The organism is Bacillus sp. FSL R5-0447, from assembly GCF_038606125.1.
In the GTDB taxonomy this organism is placed as follows: Bacteria; Bacillota; Bacilli; order Bacillales; family Bacillaceae; genus Bacillus; species Bacillus velezensis.
In genome coordinates, this window is sequence record NZ_CP152012.1 from 1,690,549 (window position 1) to 1,706,201 (window position 15,653).

Annotated in this window: 14 protein-coding genes; 13 read left to right on the forward strand and 1 reads right to left on the reverse strand. The window is 48.8% G+C overall.

Annotation, left to right across the window (positions count from 1 at the left end; translation table 11 throughout):
* Window positions 1-47 precede the first annotated feature (47 nt).
* From cobA to NYE68_RS08630, 3 genes are read left to right on the forward strand one after another with little or no spacing between them, the layout of a single operon-like run.
* Window positions 48-821: a uroporphyrinogen-III C-methyltransferase gene (cobA, locus tag NYE68_RS08620; RefSeq protein WP_062623342.1), complete on the forward strand. Its 774-nt coding sequence runs from the start codon at window positions 48-50 to the stop codon at window positions 819-821.
* On the forward strand, window positions 822-1,607 hold the full coding sequence (locus tag NYE68_RS08625; RefSeq protein WP_064115978.1) for a sirohydrochlorin chelatase: 786 nt from the start codon (window positions 822-824) through the stop codon (window positions 1,605-1,607).
* Window positions 1,588-2,076, forward strand: a complete 489-nt coding sequence (locus NYE68_RS08630; RefSeq protein ID WP_324635859.1) for a bifunctional precorrin-2 dehydrogenase/sirohydrochlorin ferrochelatase — start codon at window positions 1,588-1,590, stop codon at window positions 2,074-2,076. Before NYE68_RS08625 ends, NYE68_RS08630 begins: the two co-directional genes overlap by 20 nt.
* Before the next feature lie 423 nt (window positions 2,077-2,499).
* Here NYE68_RS08630 and NYE68_RS08635 read toward each other — a convergent pair whose 3' ends face one another.
* Window positions 2,500-4,206, reverse strand: coding sequence for an NFACT RNA binding domain-containing protein (locus NYE68_RS08635; RefSeq protein WP_031378752.1), 1,707 nt, complete (start codon window positions 4,204-4,206; stop codon window positions 2,500-2,502).
* A 119-nt stretch (window positions 4,207-4,325) separates the two neighbouring features.
* Here NYE68_RS08635 and NYE68_RS08640 point away from each other — a divergent pair, with 119 nt between their 5' ends.
* From NYE68_RS08640 to rsmB, 10 genes are all read left to right on the forward strand, one after another.
* A complete protein-coding gene (locus tag NYE68_RS08640) occupies window positions 4,326-6,998 on the forward strand; it encodes a calcium-translocating P-type ATPase, SERCA-type (RefSeq protein WP_324635858.1) in 2,673 nt (890 codons plus the stop codon).
* Between the two features lie 81 nt (window positions 6,999-7,079).
* Window positions 7,080-7,955 (forward strand): YicC/YloC family endoribonuclease, encoded by an 876-nt coding sequence (locus NYE68_RS08645; RefSeq protein WP_061890949.1) that lies wholly within the window; start codon window positions 7,080-7,082, stop codon window positions 7,953-7,955.
* Window positions 7,956-8,031: 76 nt separating this feature from the next.
* Window positions 8,032-8,301, forward strand: a complete 270-nt coding sequence (gene remA, locus NYE68_RS08650; RefSeq protein ID WP_003154355.1) for an extracellular matrix/biofilm regulator RemA — start codon at window positions 8,032-8,034, stop codon at window positions 8,299-8,301.
* A gap of 7 nt (window positions 8,302-8,308) precedes the next feature.
* Window positions 8,309-8,923 (forward strand): guanylate kinase, encoded by a 615-nt coding sequence (gene gmk / locus NYE68_RS08655; RefSeq protein ID WP_003154347.1) that lies wholly within the window; start codon window positions 8,309-8,311, stop codon window positions 8,921-8,923.
* A 3-nt stretch (window positions 8,924-8,926) separates the two neighbouring features.
* Window positions 8,927-9,130: a DNA-directed RNA polymerase subunit omega gene (rpoZ, locus tag NYE68_RS08660; protein ID WP_003154346.1), complete on the forward strand. Its 204-nt coding sequence runs from the start codon at window positions 8,927-8,929 to the stop codon at window positions 9,128-9,130.
* A 90-nt stretch (window positions 9,131-9,220) separates the two neighbouring features.
* Window positions 9,221-10,447 (forward strand): bifunctional phosphopantothenoylcysteine decarboxylase/phosphopantothenate--cysteine ligase CoaBC, encoded by a 1,227-nt coding sequence (gene coaBC, locus NYE68_RS08665; protein ID WP_324635857.1) that lies wholly within the window; start codon window positions 9,221-9,223, stop codon window positions 10,445-10,447.
* Window positions 10,444-12,855: a primosomal protein N' gene (gene priA / locus NYE68_RS08670; protein ID WP_015417447.1), complete on the forward strand. Its 2,412-nt coding sequence runs from the start codon at window positions 10,444-10,446 to the stop codon at window positions 12,853-12,855. The genes coaBC and priA overlap by 4 nt, the downstream gene beginning before the upstream one ends.
* 24 nt (window positions 12,856-12,879) lie before the next feature.
* Window positions 12,880-13,362 carry a peptide deformylase gene (gene def, locus NYE68_RS08675; protein ID WP_064115471.1) on the forward strand — a complete coding sequence of 161 codons (483 nt, stop codon included), beginning with the start codon at window positions 12,880-12,882 and terminating at the stop codon, window positions 13,360-13,362.
* A gap of 4 nt (window positions 13,363-13,366) precedes the next feature.
* On the forward strand, window positions 13,367-14,320 hold the full coding sequence (gene fmt, locus NYE68_RS08680) for a methionyl-tRNA formyltransferase (RefSeq protein ID WP_324635856.1): 954 nt from the start codon (window positions 13,367-13,369) through the stop codon (window positions 14,318-14,320).
* On the forward strand, window positions 14,307-15,650 hold the full coding sequence (gene rsmB, locus NYE68_RS08685) for a 16S rRNA (cytosine(967)-C(5))-methyltransferase RsmB (RefSeq protein ID WP_254003711.1): 1,344 nt from the start codon (window positions 14,307-14,309) through the stop codon (window positions 15,648-15,650). Before fmt ends, rsmB begins: the two co-directional genes overlap by 14 nt.
* Window positions 15,651-15,653: the final 3 nt, after the last annotated feature.

Genomic DNA, 15,653 nt, shown 5'->3' on the forward strand with positions numbered 1-15,653 from the left:
TCGCGGCTGTTCTGGGAAGATTTCAAAACGGATCGGGGAGACATGCTATGGGGAAAGTATTTATCGTTGGAGCCGGTCCGGGAGATCCGGACTTATTAACGGTGAAGGCAATGAAAGCCATACAGAAAGCGGATGTTATATTATATGACAGATTGGTAAGCAAAGAGATTTTACAATATGCCGGAGAAGAAGCGGATCTGATTTACTGCGGAAAGCTCCCGGATTTTCACATTATGAAACAGGATACGATCAACCGTTTCCTTGTGAAGTATGCGAAAAAGGGGAAAACCGTTGTAAGGCTCAAGGGAGGCGACCCGTTTGTTTTCGGCCGCGGAGGCGAAGAAGCGGAGGCTCTCGCACAAAACGCCATTCCGTTTGAGATCGTTCCCGGCATTACATCAGGAATCGCGGCTGCTGCTTATGCCGGCATTCCCGTGACGCACAGAGAGGCGAGCTCCAATGTCGCATTCGTTACGGGACATTATAAACAAGAAGACGACTTTGAAGAAAAATGGAAAGCGCTGGCGACGGGTATTGATACGCTGGTGATTTATATGGGAATTAAAAATATCCGGCAGATTGAAAGAATGCTGCTGGAAAACGGCAGAAACGCCGGCACCCCGGCAGCCTTTATTCATTGGGGAACGACGGACAGGCAAAAAACAGTCGTCTGCACCGTCGGCACGCTTTCAGACACAGTGATAAAAGAAGAAATCAAAAACCCGAGCTTAATTGTTATCGGCGATGTCGTCAATTATCACTGCAAACTGGACTGGTATGCATCTGATCAGAAAAATCTGGATTTGAGCGAGGCGTTGTAAATGAAGCAGGCGATTTTATACATCGGGCACGGAAGCAGGCTGAAAAAAGCGCAGACAGAGTCGGCGGCGTTTTTAAAAGGGTGCATGCCGCACGCTGACGCTCCCATTCAGGAAATTTGTTTTTTAGAACTGCAGGAACCGTCTATTGAAGCGGGATTTGAAGCATGTGTCAGACAAGGCGCCACTCATATTGCGGCCGTGCCTTTACTGCTGTTGACCGCTGCCCACGCAAAACATGACATTCCGGCTGAAATCGCCCGTGCGGCGGCCCTGCATCCCGATATAAAAGTGACATATGGTGTTCCGATCGGAGTGGACGATGAAGTCGTAAAAGCGGTGCATCATCGCATTGAAGATACCGGAGTGCCCATTGAGCAGGCGAAAGTGGTGCTGATCGGAAGAGGAAGCACAGATCCGGCAGTTAAAAACGCAGTCAGTGAGATTGCCGGAAAACTTGAGGCGATTACACCTGTTAAAGAAGTCATCCCATGTTTTTTAACAGCATGTGACCCGCACTATAAAGAAGTGTTTGCCGGCCTTGAAGAGGATGACGGAGCACCCGTTTTTATCGTTCCATATCTTCTGTTTACCGGGCTTTTAATGACTGAGATTGAACGGGAAGTTCAAAAGCTTCAAACGATCAATCAAAATGTTCATCTCGCTTCATACTTAGGTTTTCACCCGCATATTAAGCAGGCGTTTTTGAACCGTGTGACGGAAGCTGTTCGAAACCCCGGCGGTCAGTTTGATTTTAAGGGGGGACAGTATGCTGCCTCTGCACATTAATTTAAGCGGAAAAAGAATTATCATCGCGGGCGGTGGCAATGTTGCCTTAAGAAGGCTCAAAACGGTGCTTCCGGAAGGCGCGGATATTACTGTAATCAGTCCCGATGCCCTGCCCGAAATTAAACAGCTGGCGGATGAAGGACGTATCCGCTGGGTTTCCCGTAAAATTGAAATGAAGGATCTTGCGCCCGCTTTTTTCATCATTGCCGCGACAAATGACCGCAGCGTGAATCGGGAGATAGCCGAGGGCGCTTCTGAAACGCAGCTGGTCAATTGTGTAAGCGAGGCTGAACGGGGCAGCGTGTATATGCCGAAGATCATCCGCAAAGGGCGCATTCAAGTATCCGTATCAACAAGCGGCGCAAGCCCTGCACATACGAAAAGACTGGCTGAGGACATAAAGCCTCTCATTACTGCTGATTTGGCTGAAGAAGTGGATCGATTATTTGAGAAAAGAAGAAGACCATAGAAAACACCTTGTCTGTCATCAGGCAGGGTGTTTTTTATACTGTCCTCACAGTCCCCGAATGTGAACAATTCAAAACGAAAGCGGGCAGTTTGAACGGTATATGCCGGCAAGCGGTCAGGATTGCGAAGTGATGCGTAATATCTATCTGATCCCCATGCCGCCTGGATTCCGCCCGCATACAAGGAAAGGTCAGAGACCCGCCCGGATGTGCTCAGGTGCGGCGAGGGAAGGTGACAGTATCCGCCGCCAAATCAAGGTGTGACCGCTTTAATCAGAGACGGCCCCGGCGGATCAGGCAGACATGACGGGAAACTGATCAGATACTGTATAGATCGGTTCTGACGGCTGGGAGAGTTTCATCTCCGTTTATACGTAATAAAAAACACCTCCAAGCTGAGTGCGGGTTTCAGCTTGGAGGTGCGTTTATTTTTTCAGCCGTATGACAAGGTCGGCATCAGGTGTGACAAATACGGTATGCTGGCTGTCATAGGTGACAAATCCGGGCTTTGCGCCGTTTGGCTTTTTCACGTGTCTGATTTTTGTATAATCAACGGGAACGGAGCCGGAATCTTTCGCTTTGGAAAAATAAGCGGCGATCGCAGCCGCCTCCAGTATGGATTGTTCATCTGGATCGCTGCTTTTAATCACAACGTGGGAACCCGGAATGTCTTTCGTGTGGAACCATAAATCATCCCTTGCGGCAGCTTTTGTCGTTAAGTATTCATTTTGTTTATTGTTTTTGCCGACAAGAATCGTCAATCCCCGTGAAGATTCATATTGCTCCAAAACAGGAACGTGCTGCTTCTGTTTTTTCTGTCCTCGCTGCTGTTTCGGTCGCAGATATTTGCCTTCCACAAGCTCTTCCCTTATTTCGTGAATATCCTTTGTGGAGGCGGAGGAGAGCTGCTGGATCAGCTGATCGAAATAAGCGATTTCCTCCTCGGCCAGACGGATCTGTTCTTTTACCACCTCGACGGAATTCTTCGCCTTTTGATACTTTGTAAAATACATCTGCGCGTTTTCTGACGGTGTTTTGTTCGGATTTAAAGGGATGGTCACCGTCTTACTTTCTTCATCATAATAATTGATGACTTCCGCTTCTTTGTCACCTTTTTTCAGCATATACAAATTTGCCGTCAGCAGTTCGCCGTATAGCTGGAATTCCTTCGCATTTTCTGAGTAGTCGAGCGTCTTTTCCAGCTTTTTTATCTTATTGGCGTTCTTTTTCCGTTCGTTTGCGACAAACCGCTCGAGATCCTGAGCCTGCTGTTTGACGCGGTCGCGTTCCGCCTTGCCGAAATAAAACCGGTCCAACAGCTCACTCAGTGAGTGAAAGGTGCGCTCTTCTCCGTTTACATGTGTGAGAGACAGGAGATAAAAGTATTCCTTTCCGCCGGCTGTCGTAATGTTCGGTGTAAACCTGCAATCTTTCACGGCATGGAACATTTCAATCAGCGTCTTCGGCAGCGTTATTTTGTTAGCGAGGCCCGCTCTGTGCACGGCTTCTTTTGCAAACAGCGGAGAAACACCGGAGAAATGTCTGACGATCTGCTGGTCAAGCCGTCCTTCCTGAAAACTGAGATAACGCAAAACGTCCTCTTCATCCGCGGCAAGCGGCGAAATTTTTTCCTGAGCGGGAGGAAGCTTGTAATCATAGCCCGGCAGAACGGTCCGGTAGCTGTTCATCGACGGAGATAAATGCTTCAGTCCGTCGATAATTGCTCCTTCTCCGTCAGTCAGGATAATATTGCTGTGCCGTCCCATAATTTCCACATACAGCGTTCTGACGGTTTCGTCGCCGATTTCATTTCTGCTTTTTATCCGGAATATCATAATCCGGTCTAATCCGGCCTGTTCTATTTTCTCAATAAATCCGCCTTCTATATGCTTTCTGAGCAGCATACAAAACATCGGCGGCTCGCTCGGATTTTCATAGGCCTGGTTTGTCATGTGCACCCGTGAATAGCTCGGATGCGCCGATAATAATAATTTATGGTTTTTTCCGTTAGCGCGGATATGAAATATCACATCGTGCTTAAAAGGCTGATGGACTCTCGTAATCCGGCCTCCGGCGATCCGGCTGTTTAATTCATGTGTCATTCCGTATGTAAACATGCCATCAAAAGACATATAAAACACCCTTTCCTTCTTCCTGCATTCGATAATTATAGCATGAAAAGGGACGAGTCAGAATAAGCTTGTTTACAGAGTGACATCTCTAAAGCGAGGCAGGGGAGTGGACGAGAAGAATGAAGTTTCATGAAATGGGACAAACCGATTTGCTGAAAGCAACAAATACGTCCATTAAACAGGGGTTGACCGAAAAAGAGGTGAAAAAACGCCTTGAAAAGCACGGGCCGAACGAGCTTCAGGAGGGCAAGAGGACACCGGCGATCGCCGTGTTTTTCGCCCAATTTAAAGATTTTATGGTGCTCGTGCTGCTGGCGGCAACCTTAATATCCGGGTTTTTAGGCGAATATGTAGATGCCGTAGCGATTATGGCGATTGTATTTGTCAATGGGGTTCTCGGTTTTTTTCAAGAGCGGCGGGCGGAAAAGTCCTTACACGCATTAAAAGAGCTGTCAACGCCGTATGTGTCAGCGTTGCGGGACGGGAGCTGGAAGAAAATTCAGTCCAAGGAGCTCGTTCCCGGCGATATCATGAAATTTTCAAGCGGCGACCGGATTGGCGCGGATGTGCGGATCGTTGAAGCGAAAAGCCTTGAAATTGAGGAATCGGCGCTGACCGGGGAATCAATTCCGGTGGTTAAACAAGCTGATAAACTGAGAAAGCCGGATGTTTCGTTAGGCGACATCAGCAATATGGCGTTTATGGGTACGATCGTAACGCGCGGCAGCGGTGTCGGCGTCGTCGTCGGTACAGGAATGAATACGGCAATGGGCAAAATCGCCGATATGCTGGAATCCGCCGGCAGCCTTTCAACACCGCTGCAGCGAAGACTTGAAGAGCTCGGCAAAATTTTAATTATCGTCGCGCTCCTTTTAACGGTATTGGTCGTTGCAGTCGGCGTCTTACAGGGACATGATCTTTACAGCATGTTTTTGGCCGGGGTGTCATTGGCCGTCGCCGCGATTCCGGAAGGGCTTCCCGCCATTGTTACGGTGGCATTATCAATCGGCGTCCAGCGCATGATCAAACAAAAATCAATTGTCAGAAAGCTCCCGGCGGTTGAAACATTGGGCTGCGCCTCTGTCATTTGTTCTGATAAAACCGGCACGCTGACACAAAACAAAATGACCGTCACCCATATTTGGTCAGGCGGCAAAATTTATAAAGTGTCAGGCATCGGCTATGAGCCGGAGGGCGTTTTCACCCGAGATGAGCGGGAAATCAAGCCGAAAGATGAGAAGATTCTTGAACAGATGCTGGTTTTCGGCGCGTTGTGCAACACATCCGAAATCGCACTGAAAGACGGCCGTTATGTACTCGACGGCGATCCGACAGAAGGAGCGCTGCTGACGGCTGCAAGAAAGGGCGGCTATTCAAACGATTGGCTCAGCGGGCACTACCGCGTGGTTGCCGAGTTTCCGTTTGACTCCGTCCGCAAAATGATGACCGTCATTGTAGAGGATCAGGAAAAAAAGCAGTTCGTCATCACTAAAGGAGCGCCCGATGTGCTGATTGACCGCTCGTCACATCTGATGCACGGCGCAAGAAGTACGCCTTTTTCAGAAGAAAAGAAAGCAGAAACGGAAGCGGTTCTGAAAGAGCTGGCGTCGCAAGCTTTGCGTACGATCGCGATTGCTTATAAACCGCTTAAGCCCGGAGAAAAGCCGACAATGGAGCAGGCGGAAAAAAATCTGACGATGCTCGGCTTGTCAGGCATAATTGATCCGCCCCGTCCGGAAGTCAGACAGGCGATTAAAGAATGCCGTGAAGCCGGCATTAAAACGGTTATGATCACAGGGGATCACGTCGAAACGGCAAAGGCCATTGCAAAAGATTTGCGTCTTCTTCCGAAAAAGGGGCGTGTGATGGACGGGAAGACGCTGAATGAGCTTACGGACAAAGAACTTATCGAAACGGTCGATGATGTCTACGTCTTCGCACGCGTGTCGCCTGAACATAAATTGAAAATCGTCAAAGCGTTCCAGGAAAACGGACACGTCGTCGCCATGACGGGAGACGGGGTTAATGACGCGCCGGCCATAAAGCAGGCAGATATCGGTGTTGCCATGGGCGTGACGGGAACGGATGTGGCAAAGGAAGCCTCTTCTCTCATTCTGGTAGATGATAACTTTGCTACGATTAAATCAGCCATAAAAGAGGGACGGAATATCTATGAAAATATAAGAAAATTCGTCCGGTATTTGCTCGCCTCCAACGTCGGTGAAATTTTAGTGATGCTGTTTGCGATGCTTCTCGCTCTGCCGCTGCCGCTCGTTCCGATTCAGATATTGTGGGTGAACTTAGTCACTGACGGGCTGCCGGCGATGGCCCTCGGTATGGATCAGCCGGAAGGAGATCTGATGAGGCGGAAGCCGCGGCATCCGAAAGAAGGAGTGTTTGCGAGAAAACTGGGCTGGAAAGTCGTATCAAGGGGGTTTTTAATCGGAGCCGCAACCATTTTAGCGTTTATCATCGTCTATCACCGCAATCCTGAAAATCTGCCCTACGCACAGACCGTTGCATTCGCGACTCTTGTCCTGGCTCAGCTTATACACGTGTTTGACTGCCGGAGCGAAACGTCTGTTTTCTCCCGGAATCCGTTTGAAAATATCTATCTGCTCGGGGCCATCATTTCTTCTATCTTCCTGATGGTCATCGTCATCTATTATCCGCCGCTGCAGCCGATTTTCAAAACAGTGCCGATTACGCCGGGCGATTGGATGCTGATTATCGGTATGTCGGGCATACCTACTTTTTTGCTGGCGGGTTCACTTTTGACAAGAAAAAAATAATTCCATATGATATAATCTTAGGGGTAATAGCATGTCTATTGCCCTTTTATTTTGATAACGGGAAAGAATTGGGTGTTTCATATGATACGGAGTATGACAGGCTTCGGCAGCGCAAGCAGCACAAAAGGCGATCTCTCGGCAACCGTTGAATTGAAATCCGTCAATTACCGGTTCAAAGAAGTGAACGCCCGCCTGCCACGGCCTTTGCTATATGTAGAGGATAAGCTGAAACAAACGATATTGCAGCATATACAGCGCGGAAGAGTAGAGCTGTTTCTCACTGTAAACAGTGACGCGCTCATAAAAAGAAGCCTGAACATCGATTGGGAGCTCCTTGATGAATATGTGAGCGCCGCACGCGTCATGAAAGAGCGCTACAGCCTGGCCGCAGAACCCGATGCAATGGAGTTCTTTAAATTTGAACATATTGCGCAGATACACGAAGAACAGGTGCGTGATGACAAGCTTGAAGAAGTCATCAGGGAAGCCGCTGAGCTGGCTGTAAAGGAACTTTGTGACATGAGGGAAAAAGAAGGACGGCTTTTGGCGGAAGACTGCTTTCTGCACATTGAGCGGCTTGAGACGCTGTCCGAACAGGTAAAAGAGCGCGCTTCGGCCGTTGTTATTCAATATCGCGAGCGTCTTTACGCCCGAATGAAGGAATGGACGGAGGATGCGCTCGACGAAAGCCGGCTGATCACGGAATGCGCCATTTTCGCCGATCGTTCTGATATAACGGAAGAAATTACCAGATTGAAGAGCCATTTTGTTCAATTCCGTGATATATTAAAAGAAGGCGGGGCAGTCGGCCGCAAACTTGATTTCCTTGTTCAGGAGCTTAACCGAGAAGCGAATACGATCGGCTCAAAAGCCAATGATCATCAAATCACAAAGCTTGTCGTTGAAATGAAAAGTTCTATTGAAAAATTGAAGGAACAAGTGCAAAATATAGAATAGCGACTGTGCGTATTGTTTACAGACGGCCTCTTCAGGTTACACTAGAGACGTCTATTTTACAGGGGGAACGTAGAAGATGACGATTAAACTGATTAATATCGGATTTGGCAATATCATCTCCGCCAATCGGATGATTTCGATTGTCAGCCCGGAGTCTGCGCCAATAAAGCGAATGATCCAGGATGCAAGAGACCGCGGAATGCTAATAGACGCTACATACGGACGAAGAACCCGTGCAGTTGTCGTCATGGATAGTGATCACATTATCTTATCTGCCGTCCAGCCTGAGACAGTTGCACACAGACTTTCTGTGAAAGAAGAAATTATGGATGAAGGGCAGGGGTAATTGCCGCATGAAAGAAAGAGGGTTATTAATCGTTCTCTCAGGTCCCTCCGGAGTTGGAAAAGGAACGGTTCGGCAAGCAATATTTTCACAACAGGACACGAAATTTGAATACTCGATTTCAGTCACGACGAGAAACCCGAGAGAGGGCGAGGTCGATGGCGTCGATTATTTCTTTAAATCTAGAGATGAATTCGAACGCATGATTGAAAACAACAAACTGCTTGAGTGGGCGGAATATGTCGGCAACTATTACGGAACGCCCGTTGATTATGTCGAACAGACGCTTCAAGAAGGAAAAGACGTCTTCTTAGAGATTGAAGTGCAGGGCGCGCTCCAAGTGCGGAATGCATTTCCGGAAGGCCTGTTTATCTTCTTAGCGCCGCCGAGTCTTTCTGAGCTGAAAAACAGAATCGTGACAAGAGGGACTGAAACCGACGATTTAATCGAAAACAGAATGAATGCCGCAAAAGCTGAAATCGAAATGATGGACGCGTATGATTATGTCGTTGAAAACGACGATATCCAAACGGCTTGTGATAAGATTAACGCAATCGTTCTCGCCGAGCACTTAAAACGTGAACGCGTCGCTCCGAGATATAAGAAAATGCTGGAGGTAGAATAACTTATGTTAGATCCGTCAATTGACTCTTTAATGAATAAATTAGATTCTAAATATACGCTGGTGACCGTGTCTGCAAGACGCGCGCGTGAAATGCAGATCAAAAAAGACCAGCAGATTGAACATACCATTTCTCACAAATATGTAGGCAAAGCTTTAGAAGAAATTGACGCGGGCCTGCTTTCGTTTGAAAGAGAAGACAGCGAATAACAAGCACACGTAGCAACCTATCTCTACATAGGTTGTTATTTTTTTCCGTTTGGGATTTGTCCAATGCTTTCATAAAGGGGAGAAGACTTCATGAAAAACCGAAACATTTTGCTATGCGTAAGCGGAGGAATTGCCGTTTATAAAGCTTCCGCACTCACGAGCAAGCTGGTTCAGGCCGGCGCAAACGTCAAAGTGATTATGACTGAGTCCGCGCGTGAGTTTGTTTCTCCGCTGACATTTCAGGCGCTGAGCCGGAATGAAGTATATACAGATACATTTAATGAACAAAATCCGAAGGTGATTTCTCATATTGATGCCGCTGACTGGGCGGATTTAATTATTGTCGCGCCCGCTACGGCAAATATCATCGGCAAGCTTGCCAACGGAATTGCTGACGATATGCTCACAACGACGGTGCTGGCGGCTGAGGCCCCGGTCTGGGTGGCGCCTGCGATGAATGTCCATATGTATGATCATCCGGCGGTGAAACGGAACATCTCTGTGCTTTATCAGGACGGGGTCCGCTTTATCGAGCCGAGTGAAGGCTATTTGGCATGCGGATATGTCGGCAAAGGAAGGCTGGAGGAGCCGGAGCTTATTGTTGAGCGTGTCAGAGAGCATTTTAAGTTTAAGGAGCCTGAAGACGATGCGCCGCTGAAAGGAAAACATATTGTCATTACGGCCGGTCCGACGCGCGAAGCCGTGGACCCTGTCCGCTTCTTCACAAATAAATCCACCGGCAAAATGGGCTACGCCGCTGCTGAAGCCGCCGTCCGTCTCGGGGCGCGGGTGACGCTGATTTCAGGCCCGGTGTCAATAGAGCCGCCAGTCGGGCTGTATCAGTTTCTTCCTGTGCAATCGGCAGCCGATATGAGAGAAGCCGTGCTTTCTGTGTTTGATTCATGCGACATGGTGATTAAGACGGCGGCCGTGGCCGATTTTACGCCGGCGGCTGTTTCTGATCACAAAATGAAGAAGAAAGACGGTTCGCTCGTGATCGAATTCAACCGTACGGCAGACATACTGAAAGAACTCGGCGAACGGAAAACACACCAGCTGCTGGTTGGTTTTGCGGCTGAAACGCAAGACGTCGAACGCTATGCGCGCAGAAAACTCGAACAGAAAAACCTTGATATGATCGTTGCGAATGATGTGAAAGCAGAAGGGGCCGGATTTGGCACGGATACGAATGTCGTCACCTTCTATTTCCGGGACGGAAGAAAACGGGAGCTTGCGCTTATGTCTAAACTTGACGTTTCCTTTGAAATGCTGAAGGAAATGACCGCTTTGAAAGCCGAGGACCGAAAACCCGTATGAATGTAGCAGAAGTCATTGTCGATGTCAGCTCCAAAAACATTGACAGACCCTTTGATTACAAAATTCCCGATCATTTAAAAGGGATGATCGAAGTCGGCATGCGGGTGATTGTCCCGTTTGGCCCGCGCAAGCTTCAAGGATTTGTGACCGGTTTGAAAGATTCGTCTGAATTAAACGGCGGCTCAATGAAGGAAGTCGAGAAGCTTCTTGATTTGACGCCCGTTCTGACTGAGGAACTGATGCAGCTGTCTTCATGGCTTTCTGACAAAACGCTGTCGTTTAAAATCACGGCGCTTCAGGCAATGCTGCCCGCCGCACTGAAGGCGAAGTACGAGAAAGAGCTGAAAGTCGTTGACGAAGAAGCGCTGACACCGGACATTAAACAGCTTTTCAGGAATCAAAAAAGTCTTCTGTACTCGGATATTACCGATGAAAGCATTCTTTCGTCACTTCAAAAATTCGTGCGCAAAGGAAGCATTGATGTCACATATAAAGTCGCCCAAAAAACGAATAAAAAAATGATCCGCATGATCGAAGCGGGGGCGGACAAAGAAGAACTCGCCCGGCACGCAGATTCATTGACAAAGCAGGCTTCTAAACAGCTCGCCGTGCTTACTTATTTTATCGGCGGGGGAGCAAAGATTTCCGCGGCCGAGCTTTGCAAAAAGACCGATTCCAGTTCCGCGACGCTGAAAACGCTTCTTAAAAAGGGGCTTCTTACGGAAAGCTTTGAGGAGGTTTACCGCGATCCTTATCAGGACAGAATGTTCAAAAAAACAGAGCCGCTCTCTCTTACAGAAGAGCAGCAGGCCGCTTTTGAGCCGATTAAACAAGCTGTAGCCAATCATGTCCATCACGTCTTTTTGCTTCACGGCGTCACGGGAAGCGGCAAAACGGAAATTTACCTGCAATCCATTGAAAAAGTGCTGGCAAAAGGACAAGAAGCCATCGTGCTCGTTCCGGAAATCTCGTTGACACCGCAAATGGTCAACCGTTTTAAAGGCCGCTTCGGCTCACAGGTTGCGGTCATGCACAGCGGATTATCCACAGGTGAAAAATACGATGAATGGCGGAAGATTCAGCGCAAGGAAGTCCGGCTTGTCGTCGGAGCCAGATCGGCCATCTTTGCCCCGTTTGAAAATCTCGGCATGATCATTATTGATGAAGAGCACGAATCTTCCTATAAGCAGGAGGAAATGCCGCGGTATCATGCAAAGGACGTAGCCATCCGCCGGGCCGAGCATCACAGCTGTCCGGTCGTCCTCGGGAGCGCCACGCCGACATTGGAGTCATTTGCGCGGGCGAAAAAAGGCGTTTATGAGCTGCTTCCGTTAAAACATCGCGTAAATCGCCAGCTCATGCCTGACGTTTCTCTCGTTGATATGAGAGAAGAACTGAGAAACGGCAACAGATCAATGTTTTCAAGAGAGCTGATGGAACAGCTGGAAGAGAAGCTTGCAAAAAAAGAGCAGGCCGTCCTTTTTCTGAATAAACGGGGGTATTCCTCGTTTGTGATGTGCCGGGACTGCGGTTATGTGCCGCAATGTCCGCATTGCGACATTTCAATGACTTATCACCGCTACGGACAAAGGCTGAAATGCCATTACTGCGGCCATGAGGAACCTGTACCGGGAACATGCCCGGAATGCGGCAGCGAACATATCCGCTTTTTTGGCACGGGCACGCAGCGTGTGGAGGAGGAGCTTACCAAAGTGCTGCCTCAGGCGCGCGTGATCAGGATGGATGTGGACACCACTTCAAGAAAAGGCGCCCATGAAAAACTGTTGTCAGCGTTCGGTGAAGGGAAGGCGGATATCCTGCTCGGTACGCAAATGATCGCAAAAGGGCTTGATTTTCCGAACGTGACGCTCGTCGGAGTATTAAGCGCAGATACGACGCTTCACATCCCTGATTTCAGGGCCGCGGAGAAGACATTCCAGCTGCTGACGCAGGTAAGCGGACGGGCCGGGCGGCATGAAAAGCCGGGAACGGTGGTCATTCAAACGTATACACCGTCTCATTACAGCATTCAGCTGACGAAAACGCACGACTATGAAACTTTTTTTCAGCAGGAAATGGCGCACAGAAGGGCCCAGTCATACCCGCCTTATTATTACGTGGCGCTGGTGACCGTTTCTCATGAAGAAGCGGCAAAAGCCGCGGTCACCGCAGAAAAGATTACAAACTATTTAAGAGCGGGATGCGGGCCTGATACGAAAATTCTCGGGCCGGCGGCTTCCCCGATCGCCAGGATCAAAGATAGATATCGCTATCAATGCGTGATAAAATACAGACAGGAAAACGAGTTGCAGATTCAGTTGAAAAAGATACTGGAGCACTATAAACGCGACATTGCGCAAAAGCATGTCATGATTTCAATCGATATGAATCCGTACATGCTGATGTAACATTAGTTTTTGGAGGGCAAAATTTTGGCTGTAAAAAAAATCGTCACACACCCGGCGGAGGTTCTGGAAACACCTGCCGATGAAGTGACAGTGTTTGATAAAAAATTAAAAAAACTGCTTGACGATATGTACGATACGATGCTCGAAATGGATGGCGTCGGCCTCGCCGCGCCGCAAATCGGCATTTTAAAAAGAGCGGCCGTCGTGGACATCGGTGAAGAAAGCGGCCGGATCGACCTTGTAAATCCGGTTATTCTTGAAAAGAGCGGTGAACAGACCGGAGTCGAGGGCTGCTTAAGCTTTCCAGGGGTCTACGGCGATGTCACCCGCCCGGATTACGTAAAGGTAAAAGCCTATGACCGTAAAGGAAAACCGTTTGTTTTAGAAGCGGAGGGTTTTTTGGCCAGAGCCGTTCAGCATGAAATGGATCATTTAGACGGCATTTTATTCACATCAAAAATTACGGCTTACTACACTGAAGAAGAACTGGCAGAAATGGAAGGATGATTGGATGACAAGGATCGTTTTTATGGGAACGCCCGATTTTTCAGTTCCCGTCCTGCGCACGCTTATTGAAGGCGGGTATGAAGTGGTTGGTGTCGTTACGCAGCCTGACCGCCCGAAAGGCAGAAAAAAAATCATGACGCCCCCTCCTGTAAAGGCTGAAGCTGAACGTCACGGCATTCCCGTGCTTCAGCCCGAAAAAGTAAGGCTTGAAGAAGAAATAGAAAAAGTGCTCAGCCTGAAGCCGGACCTGATTGTTACGGCGGCATTCGGACAGATCCTGCCCAAGCAGCTGCTGGACGGCCCGAAATACGGCTGTATCAACGTACACGCGTCACTATTGCCTGAATTAAGAGGCGGAGCGCCGATACATTATTCGATTCTCCAAGGCAAGAAGAAAACGGGCGTGACGATCATGTATATGGTTGAAAAGCTTGATGCGGGCGATATGATTTCGAAAATCGAAGTGGAAATTGATGAAACGGATAACGTCGGCACGCTTCACGACAAATTAAGCATAGCGGGGGCAAAGCTTTTGTCAGAGACCGTCCCGAACGTCATTTCCGGAAATATTAAACCGATCAAACAGGACGAATCAAAAGCGACTTACGCGCCTAACATTAAGCGTGAGCAGGAGCGGATTGATTGGGCAAAGCCCGGAGAAGAGATTTACAACCAGATCAGAGGTTTAAACCCTTGGCCTGTCGCCTATACAACTTTGAACGGTCAAAATATGAAAGTATGGGCTTCTGAAAAAGTTGCGGCAAAAACTGAAGCTGCGCCCGGAACAGTCATCCGCACGGAGCAAAACGGCATTGTCGTCGCATCAGGAAACAGCACCGCCCTTTTAATCACTGAACTGCAGCCGGCGGGAAAAAAACGGATGAAGGGCGAAGATTTTGCAAGAGGCAAAAATGTGCAGCCCGGTGACGTGTTAGGAGAAGCAAATGAAGAAAATTAATGTCCGGGAGCTCGCCCTTGAAGCGCTTGAGAAGCTTGAGCAAAATCAGGCATACAGCAACCTGCTTCTTACATCGGTTATCAAAACGAACACGCTCGGCGATCAGGACAGAGGACTGCTGACAGAGCTTGTCTACGGAACGCTGCAAAATAAAATCGCCTTAGACTACATGCTGAAGCCTTTTATCCGAAAGCCGAATAAAGTGAAGCCATGGGTGATTCAGCTGCTTCGTCTGTCCGCGTATCAAATGGAGTATTTAGAAAAAATACCGGATCGCGCCGCCATTCATGAAGCGGTTGAGATCGCCAAAAAACGCGGGCATAAGGGCATTGCGTCCTTTGTCAACGGCATCCTCCGCTCCCTGCAGCGTGAAGGGGCGCCGTCATTCGCTGAAATTGAAGACCCGGTTCTCCGTCTTTCCACAGAGACAAGCCATCCCGAATGGCTCGTAAAAGAGTGGGTCGAGGCGTACGGCTTTGAGGCGGCTGAAAAGATCTGCCGGATTCATCTCATTCCGCCGAAGCAGACGCTCCGTGTCAATCACATAAAGAGCGACAGGGACACGGTGCTGAATGAGATGGAGAATGCCGGTCTTGAAGCTGAAGCCGGAGACCTTTCTCCTGATGCGATTAAGCTTTTAAAAGGAAGCATCGCGAACACGGCATTTTTCCAAAACGGCCGGGTATCCATACAGGATGAAAGCTCAATGCTTGTCGCGCGGGCGCTGGACCCGAAGCCGGGCGAAACCGTTTTAGACGCATGCGCCGCACCGGGCGGAAAGTCGGCTCACATTGCGGAACTGATGGAGAACGAGGGGAGCCTCACATCGCTTGATCTTCACCGCCATAAAGTGAAGCTGATTAAAGAGGGCGCAGAACGGCTCGGGCTTACGATCATCGACGCGCAAACGATGGATGCGCGAAAAGCGGGAGAGGCCTTTGGCGCAGAACGGTTTGACCGTGTTCTCGTTGATGCCCCTTGCTCAGGTTTCGGCGTCATCAGAAGAAAACCCGATATGAAATATACGAAGACGCCGGAGGACAGCAGACGGCTGTCAGAAATCCAGCTCGGCATTTTAAGGGAAATCGCCCCATTAGTAAAAAAAGGTGGCACACTCGTATACAGTACGTGTACAATGGATCGGACAGAAAATGAAGAAGTTATGCATGCGTTTATACAAGAACACCCTGAGTTTGAACCCGATTTGTCTCTTGAAAAGCGGCTGCCTGAAAAGGCGAGACCCTTTGTTCAGGATGGAAGCCTTCAAATTCTTCCGCATTATTTCGGAACAGACGGTTTCTTTATTAGCAGCATGAGAAAGAAGGGATAAAAA

Coding starts and splice junctions, on each gene's coding strand:
- cobA (WP_062623342.1), top strand. CDS start 48: ATGGGGAAAGTATTTATCGTTGGAGCCGGTCCGGGAGATCCGGACTTA.
- NYE68_RS08625 (WP_064115978.1), top strand. CDS start 822: ATGAAGCAGGCGATTTTATACATCGGGCACGGAAGCAGGCTGAAAAAA.
- NYE68_RS08630 (WP_324635859.1), top strand. CDS start 1,588: ATGCTGCCTCTGCACATTAATTTAAGCGGAAAAAGAATTATCATCGCG.
- NYE68_RS08635 (WP_031378752.1), bottom strand. CDS start 4,206: ATGTCTTTTGATGGCATGTTTACATACGGAATGACACATGAATTAAAC.
- NYE68_RS08640 (WP_324635858.1), top strand. CDS start 4,326: ATGAAGTTTCATGAAATGGGACAAACCGATTTGCTGAAAGCAACAAAT.
- NYE68_RS08645 (WP_061890949.1), top strand. CDS start 7,080: ATGATACGGAGTATGACAGGCTTCGGCAGCGCAAGCAGCACAAAAGGC.
- remA (WP_003154355.1), top strand. CDS start 8,032: ATGACGATTAAACTGATTAATATCGGATTTGGCAATATCATCTCCGCC.
- gmk (WP_003154347.1), top strand. CDS start 8,309: ATGAAAGAAAGAGGGTTATTAATCGTTCTCTCAGGTCCCTCCGGAGTT.
- rpoZ (WP_003154346.1), top strand. CDS start 8,927: ATGTTAGATCCGTCAATTGACTCTTTAATGAATAAATTAGATTCTAAA.
- coaBC (WP_324635857.1), top strand. CDS start 9,221: ATGAAAAACCGAAACATTTTGCTATGCGTAAGCGGAGGAATTGCCGTT.
- priA (WP_015417447.1), top strand. CDS start 10,444: ATGAATGTAGCAGAAGTCATTGTCGATGTCAGCTCCAAAAACATTGAC.
- fmt (WP_324635856.1), top strand. CDS start 13,367: ATGACAAGGATCGTTTTTATGGGAACGCCCGATTTTTCAGTTCCCGTC.
- rsmB (WP_254003711.1), top strand. CDS start 14,307: ATGAAGAAAATTAATGTCCGGGAGCTCGCCCTTGAAGCGCTTGAGAAG.